The organism is Thioalkalivibrio sp. AKL19 (genome assembly GCF_000420165.1).
In the GTDB taxonomy this organism is placed as follows: Bacteria; Pseudomonadota; Gammaproteobacteria; order Ectothiorhodospirales; family Ectothiorhodospiraceae; genus Thioalkalivibrio.
Genome location: NZ_ATUK01000012.1, coordinates 223,369 through 243,695 on the forward strand (window position 1 = coordinate 223,369; position 20,327 = coordinate 243,695).

17 protein-coding genes, 4 tRNA genes and 1 pseudogene are annotated in these 20,327 nt (G+C 67.3%); 5 read left to right on the forward strand and 17 right to left on the reverse strand.

The genetic code is table 11. The features are described from left to right. Positions 1-15: 15 nt before the first annotated feature. Positions 16-1,824, forward strand: coding sequence for a thiosulfohydrolase SoxB (gene soxB, locus F817_RS0107720; RefSeq protein WP_024327108.1), 1,809 nt, complete (start codon positions 16-18; stop codon positions 1,822-1,824). Positions 1,825-1,952: 128 nt separating this feature from the next. Here soxB and F817_RS0107725 read toward each other — a convergent pair whose 3' ends face one another. The 5 genes from F817_RS0107725 to F817_RS0107745 form a co-directional block, all read right to left on the reverse strand. Next, entirely contained in the window at positions 1,953-2,408 is a 456-nt protein-coding gene (locus F817_RS0107725; RefSeq protein ID WP_231369397.1) for an RT0821/Lpp0805 family surface protein, read from the reverse strand. A gap of 188 nt (positions 2,409-2,596) precedes the next feature. Beyond that, positions 2,597-2,672 (reverse strand) — tRNA-Lys (locus tag F817_RS0107730). An 18-nt stretch (positions 2,673-2,690) separates the two neighbouring features. Further along, positions 2,691-2,766: transfer RNA gene (locus F817_RS0107735), tRNA-His, on the reverse strand. A 40-nt stretch (positions 2,767-2,806) separates the two neighbouring features. Next, positions 2,807-2,883, reverse strand: a tRNA-Arg gene (locus F817_RS0107740). Positions 2,884-2,950: 67 nt separating this feature from the next. Beyond that, positions 2,951-3,027: transfer RNA gene (locus tag F817_RS0107745), tRNA-Pro, on the reverse strand. Positions 3,028-3,199: 172 nt separating this feature from the next. On the opposite strand from F817_RS0107745, the gene F817_RS0107750 reads away from it, so the two are divergent. Both F817_RS0107750 and folD read left to right on the forward strand, forming a co-directional pair. Next, positions 3,200-4,075 (forward strand): GGDEF domain-containing protein, encoded by an 876-nt coding sequence (locus F817_RS0107750; protein WP_024327110.1) that lies wholly within the window; start codon positions 3,200-3,202, stop codon positions 4,073-4,075. Between the two features lie 106 nt (positions 4,076-4,181). Next, entirely contained in the window at positions 4,182-5,045 is an 864-nt protein-coding gene (gene folD / locus F817_RS0107755) for a bifunctional methylenetetrahydrofolate dehydrogenase/methenyltetrahydrofolate cyclohydrolase FolD (RefSeq protein ID WP_024327111.1), read from the forward strand. Between the two features lie 50 nt (positions 5,046-5,095). Here folD and gltX read toward each other — a convergent pair whose 3' ends face one another. Continuing rightward, complete coding sequence (gltX, locus tag F817_RS0107760; RefSeq protein WP_024327112.1) at positions 5,096-6,526, reverse strand: glutamate--tRNA ligase; 1,431 nt, start codon at positions 6,524-6,526, stop codon at positions 5,096-5,098. Between the two features lie 192 nt (positions 6,527-6,718). Between gltX and F817_RS0107765 the strand changes: the two genes are divergently transcribed. After that, the gene (locus tag F817_RS0107765) at positions 6,719-7,234 is read left to right on the forward strand and encodes a peptidylprolyl isomerase (RefSeq protein WP_024327113.1); all 516 of its coding nucleotides are present in this window, start codon (positions 6,719-6,721) and stop codon (positions 7,232-7,234) included. A 7-nt stretch (positions 7,235-7,241) separates the two neighbouring features. After that, complete coding sequence (locus tag F817_RS0107770; protein ID WP_024327114.1) at positions 7,242-7,997, forward strand: UDP-2,3-diacylglucosamine diphosphatase; 756 nt, start codon at positions 7,242-7,244, stop codon at positions 7,995-7,997. 331 nt (positions 7,998-8,328) lie between these two features. Here the strand turns inward: F817_RS0107770 and F817_RS14705 are convergent. The 11 genes and pseudogenes from F817_RS14705 to rplI all read right to left on the reverse strand — a co-directional run bounded on the left by F817_RS14705 (position 8,329) and on the right by rplI (position 20,302). After that, positions 8,329-8,535, reverse strand: a pseudogene (locus F817_RS14705) (hypothetical protein). Positions 8,536-8,912: 377 nt separating this feature from the next. After that, complete coding sequence (locus tag F817_RS0107780) at positions 8,913-9,746, reverse strand: ferritin-like domain-containing protein (protein ID WP_024327115.1); 834 nt, start codon at positions 9,744-9,746, stop codon at positions 8,913-8,915. A 29-nt stretch (positions 9,747-9,775) separates the two neighbouring features. Next, a complete protein-coding gene (locus tag F817_RS0107785) occupies positions 9,776-11,359 on the reverse strand; it encodes a multicopper oxidase family protein (RefSeq protein WP_024327116.1) in 1,584 nt (527 codons plus the stop codon). Continuing rightward, positions 11,359-13,875 carry a heavy metal translocating P-type ATPase gene (locus F817_RS0107790; RefSeq protein ID WP_024327117.1) on the reverse strand — a complete coding sequence of 839 codons (2,517 nt, stop codon included), beginning with the start codon at positions 13,873-13,875 and terminating at the stop codon, positions 11,359-11,361. Before F817_RS0107790 ends, F817_RS0107785 begins: the two co-directional genes overlap by 1 nt. A gap of 11 nt (positions 13,876-13,886) precedes the next feature. Further along, positions 13,887-14,018, reverse strand: a complete 132-nt coding sequence (locus tag F817_RS14750) for a hypothetical protein (protein WP_018946855.1) — start codon at positions 14,016-14,018, stop codon at positions 13,887-13,889. 109 nt (positions 14,019-14,127) lie between these two features. Beyond that, positions 14,128-14,472: a hypothetical protein gene (locus F817_RS0107800; protein ID WP_024327118.1), complete on the reverse strand. Its 345-nt coding sequence runs from the start codon at positions 14,470-14,472 to the stop codon at positions 14,128-14,130. 96 nt (positions 14,473-14,568) lie between these two features. Further along, on the reverse strand, positions 14,569-16,041 hold the full coding sequence (cls, locus tag F817_RS0107805) for a cardiolipin synthase (RefSeq protein WP_024327119.1): 1,473 nt from the start codon (positions 16,039-16,041) through the stop codon (positions 14,569-14,571). Positions 16,042-16,065: 24 nt separating this feature from the next. Beyond that, the gene (locus F817_RS0107810) at positions 16,066-17,256 is read right to left on the reverse strand and encodes an O-succinylhomoserine sulfhydrylase (protein ID WP_024327120.1); all 1,191 of its coding nucleotides are present in this window, start codon (positions 17,254-17,256) and stop codon (positions 16,066-16,068) included. Positions 17,257-17,290: 34 nt separating this feature from the next. After that, entirely contained in the window at positions 17,291-18,400 is a 1,110-nt protein-coding gene (gene alr, locus F817_RS0107815; protein WP_024327121.1) for an alanine racemase, read from the reverse strand. 8 nt (positions 18,401-18,408) lie between these two features. Further along, the gene (dnaB, locus tag F817_RS0107820; RefSeq protein WP_024327122.1) at positions 18,409-19,773 is read right to left on the reverse strand and encodes a replicative DNA helicase; all 1,365 of its coding nucleotides are present in this window, start codon (positions 19,771-19,773) and stop codon (positions 18,409-18,411) included. 79 nt (positions 19,774-19,852) lie between these two features. Beyond that, positions 19,853-20,302, reverse strand: coding sequence for a 50S ribosomal protein L9 (rplI, locus tag F817_RS0107825; protein ID WP_024327123.1), 450 nt, complete (start codon positions 20,300-20,302; stop codon positions 19,853-19,855). Positions 20,303-20,327 lie beyond the last annotated feature (25 nt).

Here is a 20,327-nt window from a genome sequence, read left to right on the forward strand (position 1 = left end):
GAGGTAGGATTCCTCATGCACATCTCACGCCGAGAATTCATGCAGTTGCTGGCCGCCGCCAGCGCCGCCGGTTTCCCCCTGGGCACCGCCGCCTGCAGCAACAACAAGGGCGGCACCGCGGGTGATCCATACGACACCCTGGATCGCTTCGGCAACGTGCACCTGCTGCACTACACCGACTGCCACGCCCAGCTGAAACCGGTCTACTTCCGCGAACCGAACATGAACCTCGGCGTGGCCAATATGCGCAACCGGCCACCGCACATCGTGGGCGAGCACTTCCTGAAGCACTACGACATCGATCGCAACAGCATTTACGCGCACGCCTACACCAACCTGAACTTCATGGAAGCGGCCGAACAGTACGGTCGTGTCGGTGGCTTTGCGCATCTGAAGACCCTGGTCAACAAGCTGCGCGACTCCCGTCCGAACGCGCTGCTTCTGGACGGCGGCGACACCTGGGGCGGCGGCTCCGGCTCCGCGCTGTGGACCAACGCACAGGACATGGTCGACGCCCAGAAGCTGCTGGGCATCGACATCATGACCGGCCACTGGGAATTCACCTACGGCGCCGACCGCGTGGAAGAGGTCGTGAACGGCGACTTCGCCGATGCCGGCATCGACTTTGTCGCCCAGAACGTGCGCGACGTCGACTGGGGTGACCGCATCTTCAAGCCCTACGTGATCCGCGAGATGAACGGCGTGAACGTCGCGGTGGTGGGCCAGGCCTTCCCCTACACCCCGATCGCCAACCCGCGCTGGATGGTCGAGCAATGGTCCTTCGGCATCCGTCCGGACGACATGCAGGAGACCGTCAACGACGCGCGCGCCGAGGGTGCCGAGATCGTCGTCGCCCTGTCGCACAACGGCATGGACGTCGACATCAAGATGGCCGGCATGGTCGAAGGCCTGGACGCCATCATGGGCGGCCATACGCACGACGCCGTCCCGCAGCCCCTGCCAGTGGAGCGCCCCGATGGCGGGACCTGCCTGGTCACCAATGCCGGCTCGAATGCCAAGTTCGTCGGTGTGCTGGACTTCGACTTCCGCGACGGCGCAATCAAGGACTGGGAGTACCGCCTGGTCCCGGTGTTCTCCGAGATGCTGCGAGAAGACCCAGGCATGGCGACCTTCATCCACAACATGCGCAACAGCGAGGTTACCTGGAAGGGCGAGACCTTCAACATGGAGGACAAGCTGTCCGAGGAACTGGCCGTCACCGACGACCTGCTCTACCGCCGGGGCAACTTCAACGGCACCTTCGACCAGCTAATCTGCGATGGCCTGATCGAATACAACGATGCCCAGATCTCCTTCTCCCCGGGTTTCCGCTGGGGCACCACGGTGCTGCCGGGCATGCCGATCACCTTCGAGCACGTGATGGACCAGACGGGCCTGACCTACCCGGAGATGACCCGCAACACCTTCACCGGGGCCCAGATCAAGGACATCCTGGAAGACGTGGCGGACAACCTCTACAACGCCGACCCGTTCTATCAACAGGGTGGCGACATGGTCCGCGTCGGCGGCCTGAAGTACGCCATCGATCCGACCGCCGAGATCGGCAACCGCATCTCCGAAATGGAGCTGGACGGCCGGAAGCTGGACGCCGACAAGGAATACGTCGTTGCCGGCTGGGCCAGCGTCCAGCAGAGCGTGCCCGGTGGCGTCGGGGTCGACATCTGGGAAGGCGTCGCCGACTACCTGCGCAGCCAGGATGGAAACGTGCGCATCAGCGACCTCAACGAACCGAAGATCAAGGGCATCGGCGAGGACAACCTCGGCTATGTCCCGACCACCGAGGACATGTACCGCAGGTCCTGATCGGTTCGCACCCCCCCTTCCGGGGGCAACCCCGGAACGAGAAAGCCCCGCTCATGCGGGGCTTTTTTGTGGCCGTCTTCCGGGTGACCCGCCTCCGGACAGGCCGCCCGGTGCCCCAGGGGTTCTATCTAAACATCCACCCAGCGCCCGCTGGCATCACGGCAGGCAGTGCCGTTAATCGTTTCGGGGTAGCCGTCCATGGTGGCCTGCACCTGGTACTCGCGGCAGTCCTGCCCCGACGAACGATAGGTCCGGGTCGGCGTGGCCTGGTACTGATGCCCGGTATTCGGGTTGCGCCAGGTCGAACTCTGGCGATCCGGGACCGTCTCCAGCGTACGCGACACGCGCATCCGGTCCACGTCATCCATGCTCCGCCCCACCGAACCGCCAACCGCCGCACCCGCCAGGGTCCCGGCAATAATCGCCGCAGTACGCCCGCGCCCGCCCCCGATCTGACTACCGATAACACCGCCGGCCGCACCGCCGATCAGGGCCCCGGTCTGCTGCTTGCTCACCGTCTGGCACCCCGCCAGCAGGGTCACGGAAACCACCAGAAACAGTATCGTCAGAATCCTGCGTGTCACCTTTCTAGCCTCCCGACGGCACGAACCGCCCTGATCCTCAACACGCAGACAGACTACGCCCACGCATCTGAATGGAAGGTGAAAGCATCGACCACATCACGGCGCACGTTCGCGCCAGACACAGCAATAGGGGCCCGCCCGCGCCAGCAGCGCTTTGCGAGAAACAAGAGAAAGAGAAGCAAAAGAAATGGTGGGCCGTGTAGGAATCGAACCTACAACCAATGGATTAAGAGTCCACTGCTCTACCAATTGAGCTAACGGCCCCCTGAACAAAAAAGGGGGTGGGGTGACCGATGGGACTCGAACCCACGACAACCGGAGTCACAATCCGGGACTCTACCAACTGAGCTACGGTCACCACCGTGTCACTGTACAGCTACTTGCGCGAAGGGCGGCCCTGGCGCGCCCGGCAGGACTCGAACCTGCAACCGTCGGCTTAGAAGGCCGATGCTCTATCCGGTTGAGCTACGAGCGCGTTACCGCCGAGCATTGAGGCCATGGCGCCTGATCCGAGCCTGCCGGAAAACCGTGCCCGGGAGCCATGGTCGGGGTAGAGGGATTCGAACCCCCGACATCCTGCTCCCAAAGCAGGCGCGCTACCAGACTGCGCTATACCCCGTCGAGCCGTCCCCGCTAAAGGGCCTACACAGCGAGCGCAGGATGGTAGCCCTCGCCGGGGCTACAGGTCAAGATGGACCACGAAATTTCGACCGCGATCCGTCCCCTCGAACCGCGTCTCGTGATACCGTCGGCATGGAACGTTCGCAAGGTAGCGACGCAAGGGGGGACGGATGCTCAACTGGGTAGCCAGTACGGCCATCGTGCTGGGGGCGGCTGGCCTCCTCTACGCCCAGTGGAAGCTCGCCCAGCTGCTGCGCGAGCTCCCGGAGAGCCGCGTCCGCACCGGCTGGAAGCTGATGACCTTCCTGGTTCCGTTGTTCACCCTGGGCTATTTCGGCTACATCCCGCTGAACTGGGGGCTTTACCAGGGTCTTCCAGACCTGCTGGTCCCCGTCATCTTCCTGCTGGGCGGGTGTTTCGTCTGTACCGTGGTCAGCCTGACCCACAGTTCCGTGGAAAAGATCCGGCGGATCACGCGACTGGAGCACGAATCCATCACCGATCCGCTGACCGGTCTGTTCAACCGCCGACATATGGACCGCAGGCTGGATGAAGAGGTCTCCCGCGCGCGGCGCTATGGCCAGCCGCTGTCCCTCGTGATGCTGGACATCGACGAATTCAAGCCGATCAACGATCGCCTGGGCCACCTGATTGGCGACTACATCCTGACCACCCTCGCCGAGCGCATGCATCTGGTACTTCGGCGTTCCGACCTGGCCGCTCGCTTCGGTGGAGAGGAGTTCGTGGTCATTGCCCCTCACACCGACCTGGAAGCCGCGATGGCCCTGGGCGACAAGCTTCGGAACGCCATCGCCGGCACCCCGATCACCCTCACCGGACACCAGGCGGCCCCACCCTGCGCGCCGGACACCCTGACGGTGACCGTAAGTGTCGGCATCGCCAGCCTCTCCAGTGACCCGCAGTCCAGCGAGACCGCCGAGACCCTGATCGCGCGCGCCGACGATGCGCTCTATCGTGCCAAGCAGGACGGACGCAACCGCTGCGAGGCCAGCCCCGCTGCCACCGGCCTGTCAGCCGCCCTGTAGGCGCCCCTCCGGCGTCCGCGGGCAGACCGGGTTCTCGGCCGGTGCGGCTTGAGCGCCCGCCCCCGCCGTGGGAAGATCGCGGGCATTCCCCCCAAGGCGAGATCCCATGACGGCCCAGCTCATCGACGGACGCGCGATCGGACAAAGCCACCGCGCACGGATCGCGACCGAGATCGAATCCATGACCTCGCGCGACCTGCGTCCGCCGGGTCTCGCCGTGGTGCTGGTCGGGACCAACCCGGCCTCCGAGGTCTACGTGCGCAACAAGCGCAAGGCCTGCGAACAGGTGGGCGTGGTCTCGCACTCCTACGACCTGCCGGCGGGCACGCCGCAGACCGATCTGCTGGCGCTGATCGACCAGCTCAATGCCGACCGCACTATCGACGGCATCCTGGTCCAGCTGCCGCTGCCGGATCACATTGACCCCGAGACGGTGATCGAGCGCATCTCCCCGGCCAAGGACGTGGACGGCTTCCACCCGTACAACGTCGGCCGCCTGGTGGCGCGCGTGCCGCGCCTGCGCCCGTGCACCCCCTGGGGTGTCATCCAGCTGCTGCGGCATATCGAGGAACCGTTCAAGGGCCGCACGGCCTGCGTGATCGGCGCCTCCAATATCGTCGGCCGACCCATGGCACTGGAACTGCTGCTGGCCGGTGCGACCCCGACCATCTGCCATCGCTTCACCCCGGATACCGCTGCCATTGCACGGCACTCCGACATCGTGGTCGCCGCGGTCGGCAAGCCCGGCCTGGTCAAGGGCGACTGGATCAAGCCCGGCGCCACGGTGATCGACATCGGCATCAACCGCCGCGACGACGGCACCCTGACCGGCGACGTGGAGTTCGACGCCGCCGCCGAGAAGGCCGCCTGGATCACGCCCGTGCCGGGCGGGGTCGGCCCGATGACCGTGGCGATGCTGCTGGACAACACCTTGCGTGCCCGCGCCTTCGGGACCCACGAAGCGGCCTGAACGATGGCGTCCAGCGCCCGCCTGCGGGCGGGCGCTTGCTTCTCGCGGGTTCAGCCCACTGCGTGACGACGCGCGGCCTCCAGGCGCAAACGCACGCGCTCGCGCCCCAGATACTCCCAGATACGCGGCAGCTCCGGCCCAAAGGTCTGCCCGGACAACGCCGCCCGCAACGGCATGAACAGCTTGCGCCCCTTGCGTTCGGTGGCCTGCCCCACGGCCTTGGCCAGGGCGGGAAAATCCTCGGCCGCATCCAGCGCCTCCAGCCCCGCGTTAAAGAAATCCGGACCTGCGGCCGTCAGTTCCTCGCGCGCGGCCTCGCTGTAAGGCACCGGATCGGCGGCGAACGCCGCCACCCACAGTGGCGCCTCCTCGGCGCGGGTGATGTTGTCGCGCAGCAGCCGCGCCAGCGCCGGGCGCTGCTCGGCGCCCACCGCCTCCAGCACCCCCGCCGCCTCCAGGTAGGCCTGCATCTGTGCATCCGAAAGGCTGCGCAGGGCCTCGGACTGCCAGTGCTCCAGCTGCTGCGGATCATGCCGCGCCGCGCTGTGACCGATACGCTCGGGGCTGAATCCGGCCGCCAGCTCCGTGGGCGACAGCAGGGCATCGTTCTCGTAGCGATGCCCAAGACGCGCCAGGTGGTTCAGGATCGCGACCGGAAGATAGCCCTTCGCCCGCAACTCCTCGACACTCGCGGACCCGTTGCGCTTGGACAGCGGCGCCCCGTCCTGCCCCATCACCAGCGGCAGGTGGTGATACGCAGGTGCCGCGAGGCCCAGCGCCTCCAGCAGCAGCATCTGCCGCGGCGTGTTGGCGATATGGTCCTCGCCGCGCACCACGTCGGTCACGCCCATCAGGGCATCGTCGATCGCGTTGGAGAAGAAGAAGGCCGGCGTGCCATCGGAGCGGCGGATCACGAAATCGCCGATCTCGTCGGTGCGGAAGCTGACCGGGCCGCGCACGCCATCCTCGAAGCGCACCGTCCGCCCCAGTGGCACACGGAAGCGCAGCGTCGGCTTCTGGCCCTCGCCCTCGCGCCGGGCAACCTCCTCGGCACTCAGATGGGCACAGGTCCCGGGATAGCGCGGCGGCTTGCCCTGCGCGCGCATCCGCTTGCGCCCGCGTTCCAGCTCGGCGGATGAACAAAAGCACGGGTAGGCCAGACCCTGTTCGGTCAATTTCCGGTAATAGCCATCATAGAGCTCGCCCCGCTCGGACTGCGCGTAGGGGCCGGCATCGCCCCCGGCCCCGAAGCCCTCGTCCCAGTCCAGTCCCAGCCAGCGCAGATCGCGCTGCAACGCCTCGACAAACTCCGGCCGCGAGCGCTCCGCGTCGGTATCCTCGATACGCAGCAGGAAATGCCCTCCGCGCGAGCGGGCGAGCAGCGCACTGAACAGCGCGGTGCGCACATTGCCCAGATGCAGCAGGCCGGTGGGACTTGGGGCGAAGCGGGTTCGAGTCATCGTGTTCGTCATCGCGCGCATGGTAGCGGAGCGCCGGCGGGCTCACCAGCGCCACGCCCCCACATCCAGCCGGCGTGCTGGCAGGCCCTGCCGGTGGCGGGTACCATGGCCGACCTTCATCCTCCCGAGGTCAGTCCAATGCAGCGCATCCGTACCCGGCTCGGCATCGTGCTGGCCACCCTGCTGATCACCCTCTCTACATCAGGAGCCCTCATGGCCGATACCAACCCGCAGGTCGCGATCGAAACCAATCATGGCCGCATCGTGCTGGAACTCAACGCCGAGGCCGCACCGGAGACGGTCGCCAACTTCCTGTCCTACGTGGATGACGGCTTCTACGACGGCACGATCTTTCACCGCGTGATCCCGGGCTTCATGGTCCAGGGCGGTGGCTTCGACAAGGGCATGAACCAGAAGTCCGCTGGCGAGCCGATCCGCAACGAAGGGGACAATGGCCTGAAGAACGAGGTCGGTGCGATCTCCATGGCGCGTACCCAGGACCCGCATTCCGCCACCGCCCAGTTCTTCATCAACGTAAACGACAACGACTTCCTCAACCACACCGCGCCGAACGCGCAGGGCTGGGGCTATGCCGTGTTCGGCAAGGTCACCGAGGGCATGGACGTCGTGCGCCAGATCGAGGGCGTGCCCACCGGACGCTCCGGCATGCACCAGGACGTGCCGCAGGAACCGGTCGTGATGGAAAGCGTCAAACGCGTCGAGGACTAGGCCGGCCGTGAGTGCCCGCGCGCCGGCCCTGGTCATCTCCGACCTGCACCTGGATCGCGAACCCGACCCCCTGCTGGAGGCCGTGCTCGCGTTTCTGGAAGGGCCAGCGCGCACGGCCTCCGCTCTCTACATCCTCGGCGACCTGTTCGAGTACTGGGTCGGCGACGATGCCGGCTTTCCCGCTGCCGAACGGCTCGCCGCAGGCCTGACGACACTGGACATCCCGGTTGCCTTTATCCATGGCAATCGGGATTTTCTCGTGGGCGAGGCATACGCGGCGCGCGCGGGGATGCAGCTCGCTCCCGACCCCCTGCATGCGGCACTGCCCTGCGGACCCGCCGTGCTCCTGCACGGTGACTCCCTGTGCACCGACGACACCGAGCACATGGCGTTTCGTCAGCAAGTACGCAGTGGCGAATGGCAACGGGCGTTTCTCGCCCATCCGCTGGAAGAACGCATCCGCCAGGCCGAAGCCATGCGCGCCGCCAGCCGCGACAAGGGTCAGATGAAGGCCGCCGCGATCATGGACGTCAATGCGGAGACAGTCGCCGACACCTTCCGTGACGCGGACGTCCCGCTGATGATCCATGGCCACACCCACCGCCCGGCGATCCATGAGCTGACCGTCGACGGTCAGCCACGCCAACGCTGCGTCCTCCCCGCCTGGGACGAACACCCGGGGTACCTGGAGATCAACGCAACGGGCCCCATCCTGCGCGAACTCGACGGCTCGCCCTACCCCGAGCACCTCCTCTGCACCTAATCGAATCCGCCACCGCGCGCGTTGTGGGAGCGGGCTTGCCCGCGAACGCCCCCGCCTAGCCCTGACAGAAAGCCCGCAGGGTCCCGATGAGCACAATGAATCGGATCGACGCATAGAAAGCCCCGCATGTAGAGGCTGATCCTGGTTCATCGTCCAGTGTTTACGGTGCCTTCGTCCGGCCGCCTGCCACGCGCTCTCTCGCGAGCGCACCGCGAGGTACTTTCTTGCTTGCCCAAGAAAGTACCCAAAGAAGGGCACCCGGATTCCGCCCGGGAACCTCGCTCCGGACGCGCTGGGCCGGCGGCGCTGAACTCGCTACGCTGCGCTTCGCTCAGACATCCAGCGCCTTCTCCCGGCCCATCACGCCCTCCGCGAGGGGCTCCATACGGGAAGCGAAAGTCAAAACAAGCGGCACTCCAACATTCCTGCCCAACAACAAGCACTGCGGCCTGAACGCCCCCGGCGCCCGCTACGCGGGCGCGGCACGCCATGGCCGAAGGCCGAGCGTGCCTAGGATGTCCGAAGACCTAGCCTTCATCCATGAGCACAGCGTCGGGACAGCCGTTGTTTGGACCTTCGCCCCGTTGTCGTCGCGCCGAGTGGAGAGGCTTTTCGCGGGATTCAAGGCGCTGGATGTCTGAGCGAAGCGCAGCGTAGCGAGTTCAGCGCCGCCCGCGAAAAGCCTCGGAGCGAGGGAAACCCCGGCCCGCGCAGCGGGCCGGGGTCGCGGCAGTCGGGCGTGTTTCTTGGGTACTTCTTTGCACGAGCAAAGAAGTACCTCGCGGTGCGCTCGCGAGAGAGCGCGTGGCAGGCGGCGGACCGAAGCCACCGTAAACTCGAACCACGAACCAAGACCAGCCTTAGTGCGCAAGAGAACGCTCGGTATTGATGCGATTCGCTGCGCTCATCGGCATCCTACAGCGAGGTCGGGGCGGCCTGGGCCTCCAGTTGGGCCATCTCGGATTCGGTGAAGCCGGCGGCGCGGCGTGCCGCGTGCGCGAATGGTGGGCGCACGCGGCCGGGCATGTATTCGGCCAGCAGGTCGAGGAACAGCGGCTCGGGATCGAGACCGCGTGCCCGGGCCAGCTCGCGGAACCAGTGCGTACCGATCGCCACGTGCGCGACCTCCTCGCGCTGGATGATCTCCAAAAGACCTACGGTCGCGTGATCGCCCGCCGCGGTCAGGCGCTCGATCATCCCGGGCGTCACGTCCAGCCCGCGCGCCTCCAGCACCCGCGGCACCAACGCCATGCGCACCATCACGTCGTGGCCGGTCGCCAGCGCCGCCTCCCACAAGCCGTTGTGGGCGGGCAGATCGCCATAGTCGGCACCCAGCTCGAGGAGACGCTCCCGCAGCAACCGGAAGTGCCGCGCCTCCTCTGCCGCGACCTGCAGCCAGTCGCTGACGAACGGCGCCGGCATGTCGCGGAAGCGGTACACGGCATCCAGCGCCAGGTTGATCGCATTGAACTCGATATGCGCCACCGCATGCACCAGCGCGACCCGCCCGGCGGTGGTGTGCAGCCCACGCCGCGGCAGCTCCTTCGGATGCACCAGCACCGGCCGCTCCGGCCGCCCCGGCACCTCCATGCGTTGCGGCGCGGGGGCATTCGCGCCCTCCAGCTCATCCGCCCACCAGGCGCGCGCCAGCTCCAGCACACGCTCGCACTTGCGCTCCGGGTCGCGCTCTCGCAGCGCGACCTCGGCCTCACGGTAGACGGCCGGGTGCGGCCGCGGCTTTTCGGTCATGCCGTTCCTTCCCTTGTCATCGCGGCCCGTCAGGCCCGGACGCGCACGTTCACCATCATGTCGTTGTCCTCGTGCTCCAGATTATGACAGTGGAACACGTAGAGCTGATCACCAGCGTAGTGATGGGTGAAGTCGATCGCGATGCGCACGGTCTCGCCCGGCCACAGCAGGACCGTGTCCTTCCAGCCCAGGTCCGCGACGGTCAGCCCTTCATCGTTCACGGCCTGTTCGCGTACGAAATCCGGGCCCCCGGAGCGTGACAGCACCTGGAACGAAAAGCCATGGATATGCATCGGATGCGGCATGCTGCGGTCCGCATTGCGGATCGTCCAGACCTCCCGCGTATTGGCATCCACCTCGATCGGCACCCGGTCAGGAGCGTACGTCTCTCCGTTGATGCGCCACTGCATCGGCGCCATGTCCAGACGGATATCCCGCTGGCCGGCATCCGTCACGTCGATGGGCTCGATCCGCGACAAACGCTCGGGCACCTCGGCGGTGACCGCCTCGCCCTCGCGGACCACGAATTCGAGCAATGCGAGCGGATCGCCATCGTGCATGCCGCCACCCATCATGCGACCCATGCCGCCGCCCATGCCACGCCCCATCATTCCGCCGCCCATGCCGCCACCGGCCATCGGGTCGAATTCCATGCTGTGCAGCTCGACCCGGTCGCCTCCGGCAAACGCGGCGAAGTCAACCAGGACCTCCAGGCGTTCGCCCGGCGACAGGAAGGCCTCGTGGGCCTCCCGGGGTGATTCCAGCAGACCCGCGTCCGTGCCGATCACCTGGAACGGAACCGCCTCGCCGTCCGCCCGCAGTGCCAGGCGATAGATCCGGGCGGTGGAGCCGTTCAGCAGGCGCAGGCGATGCAGGCGCCGCGCCACTTCATGGGTCGCCGACGGTGTCATGTTCACCAGCACCTCGTCGCCGAGATAGCCCATCATCCGCTGCATCGGGTTCGGCTGGTACACCAGATGGCCGAGCCGGTCGAAGCGCTTGTCCTGCAGTACCAGCGGCAGGTCGGTCGTGCCGAGTTCCAGCCCCAGCGCCTCGTTCAGCGCGTCGTTGTCGTCATCGCTCACCAGCAGGAAGCTCGCCAGCCCCTGGTGGGCCTGGCGCGCGGTCCGGTGATGGGCATGGGTGTGATACCAGTAGGTACCGCCACGGTTGGTCACCTTAAAGCGGTATTCGTACTGCTCACCGGGGTCGACCGTCTGCATCGGATGCCCGTCCACCCGGCCCGGAACATGCATGCCATGCCAGTGGATGATCGTGCCCTCGTCGAGCTGGTTGTCCAGGGTCACGTCCAGTTCATCGCCGGTGCGCAACAAGAGGATCGGATTCTGGTATTCATGGCCGTTCATCTGCGTCCGGTACCAGAGGAACGGGGTCTCCTCGCGCCCCGGCACCGGCAGCCACCCCTGCTCCGCGACCAGGGTGAACGGCTCGTTGGGTGCGAGCACCGCAAACGGGCCGTCCGCGCCGGGCAGAAACAGGGCATTGTCGAACCGGGGGGCAGACACCGCGTGGTTGAACAGGCTCCAGCCGCCGAATGTGGTGATCACGGGAAGTGCCACGGCCAGCCCCAGAAACTGACGTCGTTTCATCATTACTTTTCTCCAGTACGGGATGCCGGCATGCTCCGGCGCAGCAGAATGGAATTGCCGATCACCGACAGCGAGCTGGCGGTCATCGCGACCACACCGATCATCGGATGCAACAGACCGGCCGCGGCGATCGGGATCGCGGCGGAGTTGTAGCCCCAGGCCCAGAACAGGTTCTGCACGATCTTGCGGAAGGTCAGCCGCGACAGCTGGACGGCCTCGACGACCTTGGTCAGCTCCCCGCGCACCAGCGTCACGTCCGCGGCCTCGATCGCGACGTCGGCGCCGGCCCCGATCGCGATGCCGACGTTCGCCTGCTGCAGGGCCGGGGCGTCATTGATGCCGTCGCCGACCATTGCCACGTGCTCGCCGTACTCCTTTTGCAACTCGCGGATGGCCTCGACCTTGCCCTCCGGCAGCACCCCGGCGCGCACCTCGTCGATCCCTACCTGGGCGGCCACGGCATTCGCGGTGCGCTCGTTGTCGCCGGTGACCATCACGCAGCGGATGCCGAGATCATGCAGTTGTTCGATCGCGGCCTGCGACTCTTCCTTGAGCGTGTCGGCCACCGCGACAATGCCGGCCGCCTGGTCGCCGATGGCCACCAGCATCGCGGTCTTGCCGGCATCCTCCAGTTCCCGCAACGAACCCAGTAGAGACGACGGGTCCAGCCCCTGCTCCTCCAGTAGCCGCTGGCTGCCCACCAGCACCCGCTCGCCGTCCAGGTGGGCCTCCACTCCACGTGCGGTATGCGACTGGAACTGCTCGACCTCGGCGACCTCCAGCTCCCTGTCGCGCGCCCCTTGCACGATGGCATCGGCCAGCGGGTGTGCGGAACCGGCCTCGACGGCCGCCGCCGCCCGCAGCACACGGGACTCGTCAAAGCCCTCGGCCGGGATGACATCGGTCAGCGCCGGCTTCCCCCGCGTGATAGTGCCGGTCTTGTCGAGCACGATCACCGCAATGTCCTTGAGCGTCTGGATCGCGGAGCCCGAGCGGATCAGCACGCCGCGCTCGGCCCCCATGCCGGACCCGACCATCAGCGCGGTGGGCGTGGCCAGCCCCAGCGCACAGGGGCAGGCAATGACCAGAACGGCGATCGCCGCCAGGATCGCCAGCACCAGCGGCGGGCGTTCGGAATCGACCCAGGGCAGGAAGCCCTCGCCCCAGATCAGGATCGGCTGCAGCGCCCCGGAGAACGCCAGCCAGGCCGCGAACGCGGCCAGCGCGATCACCAGCACCGCCGGCACGAAGCGTGCGGTGATGCGGTCCGCCAGTTCCTGCACCGGCACGCGCGAGCCCTGCGCCTCGTTCACCAGGCGAATCACCTGCGACAGGAAGGTATCGGCCCCGACGCGGGTCGCACGCACCTTCAGCCGCCCCTGCTGGTTCAGGGTCGCGCCGAGCACGGTGTCGCCCTCGCCCTTGTCCACCGGGACCGACTCGCCGGTGGCAATGGACTCGTCCACGGTGCTTTCGCCGGCCACCACCTCGCCATCGGTCGGCACCTTCTCGCCCGGGCGCACGATCATCACGTCGCCCACCTGGAGCGACTTGACCGACACCTCGACCTCCTCGCCATCACGCTCGACCCGGGCGGTCTTCGCACCCAGGTCCAGCAACTTGCGGATCGCCGAGGAGGCCTCGCCCTTCGCGCGATACTCCAGATAGCGCCCGAGCATATGGAAGGCCATGATGGTCGCGGCCATCTCGATGAACGAGGTCATCGGATAGACGAAACCGACCAGCCCGATCAGGTAGGGTGGCAGCGAGCCCATGGAGATCAGCACGTCCATGTTCAGATTGCCGCTCTTCAGCGAACGCCAGGCGGAACGATGCGTGGCCGCGCCTCCCGCGAGGAACACCACCGGGAAGGCCAGCAACGCAATGATCAGCAGATAGCCGGGGATCGGCTGCCAGAACATGTGCGGCATCATCAGGACCATGATCGCGATGGTCGGCACCATCGCGAACCACAGACGGTTCCAGGCCTGCTTCACGTAGGCGGCGTCGATCGCCGCGTCGTCCGCCTCGCTGGCGGCATCGTCGGTCTCCACCGCCGCCACGTCATAGCCGGCCCCCTCCACTGCCGCTCGCAGGACCTCGCCATCGGGCCCGTCCGCCGCCACCTCCACTGTGACCCGATGGTCGGAGATGTTGGTGCGTATGGATTCGATCCCGTCGAGCTTCTCGATCGCCGCGCGCACGATGCCGGCGCAGTGATCCGAGCCCATGCCCGGCACCACCAGCCGCACCGAACCGGAACCCCCGGCCTCGCCCTCGACCTGCGCGACGTCGTAGCCGGCGCCCTCCACCGCGGCGCGCAGGCCCTGCGGGTCGACCTGGTCGGGGTCATACCCCACCGTCACCCGGTGCCGGGCGATATTGGTCCCCACCGAGGTCACCCCCGGGGTCTTTTCCAGCGCCGCGCGCACGATGCCCCCGCAGTGGTCCGATCCCATTCCGGGGACGATGACCACCGCCTCGCGTGCGGTCGCCGGCTTCGTTTCTGACGTCGTCATCGCGTGACTCCTTACCGGCCACCGAACAGATACTTGATCAGCGCGGCGATCGCGAGGATCAGCAGTACCAGGACCAGAAGCCCGATCAGGCCTCCGCCCAGACCCATACCGCCCATCCAGCCAAAACCTTGTTCATTCATCATGGTGTAGTCCTCCCGGGGACGTAGATACAACGGCGATGCGCACATCGGCGCACCGAAGGGGCGACTGGCGCGTCGCCCGGAGCCGGGCGGCTGCCCGGCCGGGGAGGATTCAGAGAGGGGGGCGCAGGTCCGGACCCGCGCGGGCATCGGGGGCCATGGCCACGACACCCGGAACGGGACTGGAGGGTTCGGCGGTGACCGGCAGGGCCCCGCTGGAGGGCAGGGCCGAAACCGCGCAGATGCCACAAACCGCGCACGGCATCTCGCAGGTCGAGGCTTCGACCTGGATCGCGGGAGCGTCCGAATGCGGGCCAGCGCCCTGCTCCGGACAGTGGCCCTGCGCGGCCATTTCCGGTCCGGGGTGCCCGTGCAACATCCCCGCACTGGCCACCGGCGCCGCGAGCAGCGCGGCGGCGATCAGCAGGGTCAGCAGGTGGTGCAGGGTTCGCGACACGGACAGGCCTCGAAAACGTATTCCGGGTACAAGTCTAGCACTGACGTTCGCTGGCCACATGACACCGATAAAGTCACGTGGTTACCGCCCGGAACGTTACAACACCGGCGCCAGCAGATAGGCGGCACGCGCGGCCACCCGGCGCCAGAGTGGCAGGTCGTCCACGTCCTGCCGGATCATCTCGCGGGAACGGGCAAAGTCCGCCTCGAACATGCGCGCCGTCTCGCGCGCGAAGGCCGGGTCCAGCACCAGTGCCGTGACCTCGAAATTGAGCCGGAACGAGCGGTTGTCCAGGTTCACCGTACCCACGGCCGCGCCCATGTCGTCCACCACGAACGCCTTGCCGTGCAGGAAGCCCTCCTGGTAGCGGTAGACGCGCACACCGGCATCCAGGAGCGGCCCGAGGAAAGCATAGGCCGCATGCGTGGTCAGCGGGTTGTCGGTGACCTCGGGGATCAGCACGCGCACGTCGACGCCGCTCAAGGCGGCCAGCTTGAGCATGCCCTGCACGCCCTCGTCGGGCACAAAATACGGGCTGGCGATCCAGATGCGCCGCTCGGCGGAATGGATTGCCTGCTGCATCATCAGGCTGGCGGTCTCGAATTCGTCGGCCGGACCGGAGGGCAGGATCAGCACCGGGACCCCGTCCTCCGCCATGGTCGCCGGCTTCCATTCCAGCTCCGGGACCGCCTCGGTGGCCCAGTGCCAGTCCTCCAGGAACACCGACTGCAACGCGAGGGCGGACGGCCCCGCAATACGCAGGTGGGTGTCGCGCCAGGCACCGATTGCCGGATCGCGGCCCAGGTACTCGTCGCCCACGTTCAGCCCGCCGACCCAGGCCTGCTCGCCATCGGCGACCACGATCTTGCGATGGTTGCGGAAATTCAGCTGGAAGCGATTGCCGCGTCCGCGGGTGGAGTGAAAGTGCTGCACGTGCACACCGGCCTCGCGCAGGGTATCCAGATAGGATCCGGGCAGGCGGTAGCTCCCGATCTCGTCATACAGGAAATAGACGTCGACACCGGCCTCGGCACGTTCCACCAGCCGCCGCTGGAGTTCGCGCCCGATCGCGTCGTCGCGCACGATATAGAACTGCACCAACAGGTAGCGCTCGGCCTGCTCGATGCCGCGAAAGAGGCTGTCGAAGGTCGCCTCGCCGTCCACCAGCAGCTCGACCTCGTTGCCGTGGAGAAACGGCCAGCGGGCGAGTTGCTGTACGCCATCCAGATGCTTGCTCGGTTCCTGCGCGACGTACTGGTGCGACCACAGCTCCTCGGTCTTCGGCTGCAGCGCGCGGGCCAGGCTGGAATCCTCGTCGCGGCGTGCCACGACGTAGCCGCGAAACTCGCTGGCGCCGAACACCCAATAGGCCGGGACAGCCACATACGGCACGGTGTTGAGTGAAACGATCCAGGCCACCGCGCCCTGCGGCGTGCGGGTGGACATCAGCGCGTCCAGCGAGGACAGGAAGCCCAGCAGGTGGAACCCGATAACAACCGTCAGGAGGACACGCCAGCGCGGCCGGCGACGCCGGGACTGGCCGGGCTGGGTGTTCGAGGCTCGCGACATGCCCGTCGGTCTCGGGTCGTCGGCTCAGAGGGCGTCGAGGCCGCGCGCCAGGTCGCGCTGGATGTCGGCGACGGCCTCGAGCCCGACCGCGACCCGCACCAGGGCCTCGGTAATGCCCTGGGCCTCGCGCTTGTCCGGGTCCACGCGCCCATGGGTGGTGGTCGCCGGATGGGTGATTGTGGTCTTGGCATCGCCGAGATTGGCGGTGATCGACAGGAACCGGGTGGCGTCGATCACCGACCAGGCCGCCTCGCGCCCGCCAGCGACCTCGAAGCTCAGTACCCCACCAAAGCCGCTTTGCTGCTGCTTCGCGATCGCGTGCTGCGGGTGATCCTCGAGGCCCGGGTAATGCACCGCCGTGACCTTCGGGTGAGCCTGCAGCCACCGCGCCAGGGCCAACGCGTTGTCGCTGTGCGCCCGCATACGCAGGGCGAGGGTCTCCAGCCCCTTCAGGAACACCCAGGCGTTGAACGGCGAGAGCGTCGGGCCCGCGGTGCGCAGGAAGCCGTAGACGTCCTTGCCAACGTGCTCGGCATCCCCCACCACCGCGCCACCCAGGCAACGTCCCTGACCGTCGAGGAACTTGGTCGCCGAGTGGATAATGATGTCGGCCCCCAGATCCAGCGGGCGCTGCAAGGCCGGCGTGCAGAAGCAGTTGTCCACGGCCAGCAGCACATCGTGGCGGTGCGCGATCTCCGCCAGCGCGGCGATGTCCACCACCTCGCCCAGCGGGTTGGACGGCGTCTCGCAGAAGTACAGCCGGGTATTGGGCTGTGTGGCGGCCTCCCAGGCCTCCAGATTCGACAGCTCGACGTAGGTCACCTCCACGCCGAAGCGCCCGAGGTAGTTGTTGAACAGCACGGTAGTGGTGCCGAACACCGAACGCGAGCAGACCACGTGATCGCCGGCCTTCAGCAAGCCCATCATGGTCGCGAGGATCGCCGACATGCCGGAGGCGGTGGCGACACAGGCCTCGCCCCCTTCCAGCGCGGCCAGGCGGTCCTGGAAGGTGCGCACGGTAGGGTTGGTAAAGCGCGAGTAGATGTTGCCCGGGCTCTCGCCGCCAAAGCGCGCCGCGGCCTCCGCGGCCGAGCCGAACACGAAGCTCGAGGTCGGGAAGATCGCCTCGGAGTGCTCGCCCTCGGGCGTGCGCTGGTAGCCATGGCGGATGGCGACGGTCTGCGGGTCGTAATCAGTGGGGTCGAAGTCGGTCATCGCGGCATCCTTGAATGCGGGATGCGACAGTGTATCAGCGTGCCGGCTGCAGACGGTCCGCCACGCGGGTCAGAAGCTCGTAGCTGATCGTTCCCGCCGCGCGCGCGACGCGTTCCACCGGCAACCCCTCGCCCCACAGCGTCGCCAGGTCCCCGACCTGCACATCGGGCACCCCGCTCAGGTCCACCGCCAGCATGTCCATGGAGACGCGCCCGATCAGCGGGCAGATCCGGTCCTGCACACGGACCGGGGTACCCGACGGGGCGTGACGCGGATAACCGTCGGCATAGCCCATCGCGACGATCCCGGCCCGGCCGGGTCCGCGGGCCGTCCAGGTCGCGCCATAACCGACCGACTCGCCGGGCTCCAGGGACTGGGTCGCGATGATCGGGGCGCGAACGGTCATCGCCGGGCGCAGGTCCCCCTCGGGCCCCTCGGGCGGGCGCGCTTCCGGGACCGAGGCCGGGTGCGCGCCGTAGAGCATGATGCCGGGACGTGCCCAGTACTTACCGGCTGGGGCCGCGTCGCCGCCGCGGCCCCAGCCCGCGAACAGGGAAGCCGAATTTGCCACGCTGCGGTATCCCGGGAACGCCGCCACCGTGTCGGCAAAGCAGGCCAGCTGCCGGGCATTCTGCGCGTGGTCGGGCGCATCGGCGCAGGCAAGGTGGGTCATCCAGTGCAGCCCCGCGTGCCCGTGCCCGGCGGCCTGCAGACGGGCGGCGACCTCACCCGCTCGACGCGGTTCGAAGCCCAGGCGGTTCATGCCGGTGTTGACCTTGACCCAGACCTCGGGGAGCGTAACACCGGCGACATCGAGAAGCTCGAGTTGCGCGGGGTCGTGCACAACGGGCTGCAGGGCGAATTCGAGACAGGCATGCGCCTCGGTGACGTCCCGCGGCCCCTGCAGGACCAGCAGTGGCCCGTCGAAGCCGGCAGCGCGCAGCGCTCGCGCCTCGCCGACCTGCGAAACCGCCAGGCCGTCGCTGTCCGCCCCCAGCACTTCGGCGGCCCACAGCAGACCGTGGCCATAACCCTCGGCCTTGATCACCGACCACATGGGGACACCAGGGGCCAGGCGACGCGCCACGACCAGGTTGTGCCGCAGGGCCTCGGGGTGGAGCTGGAGGGTGGCCGCGCGTTTCACGCCGCTGGTCAGGCCTGGTGGCCCATCTCGCCGTAGACGTCGGGGGCATAGTTCTCAAAGCGCGTGAACTGCCCGCGGAAGGTCAGGCGCACGGTGCCGATGGGGCCGTTACGCTGCTTGGCGATGATGATCTCCGCCGTGCCCTTGTCCGGAGATTCCTCGTTGTAGACCTCGTCGCGATAGACAAAGGCGATGATATCGGCGTCCTGCTCGATAGCGCCGGATTCGCGCAGGTCGGACATCACCGGGCGCTTGTTCGGCCGCTGTTCCAGCGAACGGTTGAGCTGCGACAGCGCGATCATCGGCACGCTCAGCTCCTTGGCCAGGGCCTTCAGGCCGCGCGAGATCTCCGAGATCTCGTGGGCGCGGCTCTCGCCGGCCCCGGGAAACTGCATCAGCTGCAGGTAGTCGACCACGATCAGCTTGAGCCCCTTGTGCTCGCGCATCAGGCGGCGCGTGCGGGCGCGCAGCTCGGTGGGCGACAGCGCCGGGGTGTCGTCGATGTACAGCGGCGCCTCGGAGAGCATCTGCACCGCGCTGGTCAGGCGCGGCCAGTCGCCATCTTCCAGGCGACCGGAGCGCAGCTTCTGCTGGTTGATCCGGCCCATCGAGGACAACAGGCGCATCGCCAGCTGCTCTCCGGGCATCTCCATGGAGAAGATCGCGACCGGTTCGGCGTTCTTCATCGCCACGTACTCGGCGATATTCATCGCAAACGAGGTCTTGCCCATGGACGGGCGTCCGGCCACGATCACCAGATCGCCCGGATTCAGCCCGGAGGTCAGGGCGTCCAGGTCCTCATAGCCCGTGGCGATCCCCGTGATGGGGTTTTTGGTCTCGTAGAGCTCTTCGATCTGGTTTACCGCCGCCGTCAGCAGCGGTTTCATCCCGCGAAACCCCTGGGCACCCCGAGCGCCCTGCTCGGCGATACGGAACACCTTCTGCTCCGCCACGTCCAGCAGTTCCTTGGAGTCACGGCCGTCGGGGGTATAGGCGGAATCGGCGATCTCGGTGCCGACCGAGATCAGCGAACGCAGGATGGAGCGCTCGCGGACGATATCGGCATAGGCCACGATGTTTGCGGCACTGGGGGTCTCGGCGGCCAGACGCCCGAGGTACGCCATGCCACCGGCCGATTCCAGCTCGGCCGTGCGGTCGAGCTGTTCCGACACGGTCACCATGTCGAACGGGGCATTGCGATCGGCAAGCGTGGACACCGCCCGGAAGATCAGGCGGTGGTCGTGACGATAGAAGTCTTCTGCGGTGATGCGGTCCGCCACCCGGTCCCAGGCGGCGTTGTCCAGCATCAGCCCCCCCAGGACGGCCTGTTCGGCCTCCTCGGAGTGCGGGGGGACCCGCGGATTCGGGGCCATGGGCGAGTTCATGCGGCGAACCCGCCCATCTGCCGGGTATCAGCGACCCGGTGGGGCCACCCTCCCGACATCCGGCGAATCACTCTTCGCCGATCACGACGACGCGGATGTCGACGTCCACGTCCGAGTGCAGGTGCAGGCCGATCTCGAATTCGCCGGTCGTGCGCAGCGGGCCTTCCGGCATGCGCACTTCGCGCTTCTCGACTTCGGTGCCCTTCGCACTCAGGGCATCGGCGACGTCGGCCGGGCCAATGGAGCCGAACAACTTGCCTTCGCCACCGGATTTCGCGGTGATCTCGAGCACGGTACCGTCCAGCTTTTCCTTGCGCGCCTCGGCCTCGGCCAGGGCCTCGGCGGCCGCCTTCTCCAGTTCGGCGCGGCGCGCCTCGAACTCGGCGATGTTCTCGGCGGTGGCGAACGTGGCCTTGCCCTGCGGCAGGAGATAGTTGCGCGCAAAACCCGGACGCACATTGACGCGGTCACCCAGGGTGCCCAGATTGTCGATCTTTTCCAGCAGAATGACTTCCATCTTTGGTATTCCTGTAACGTTTGAT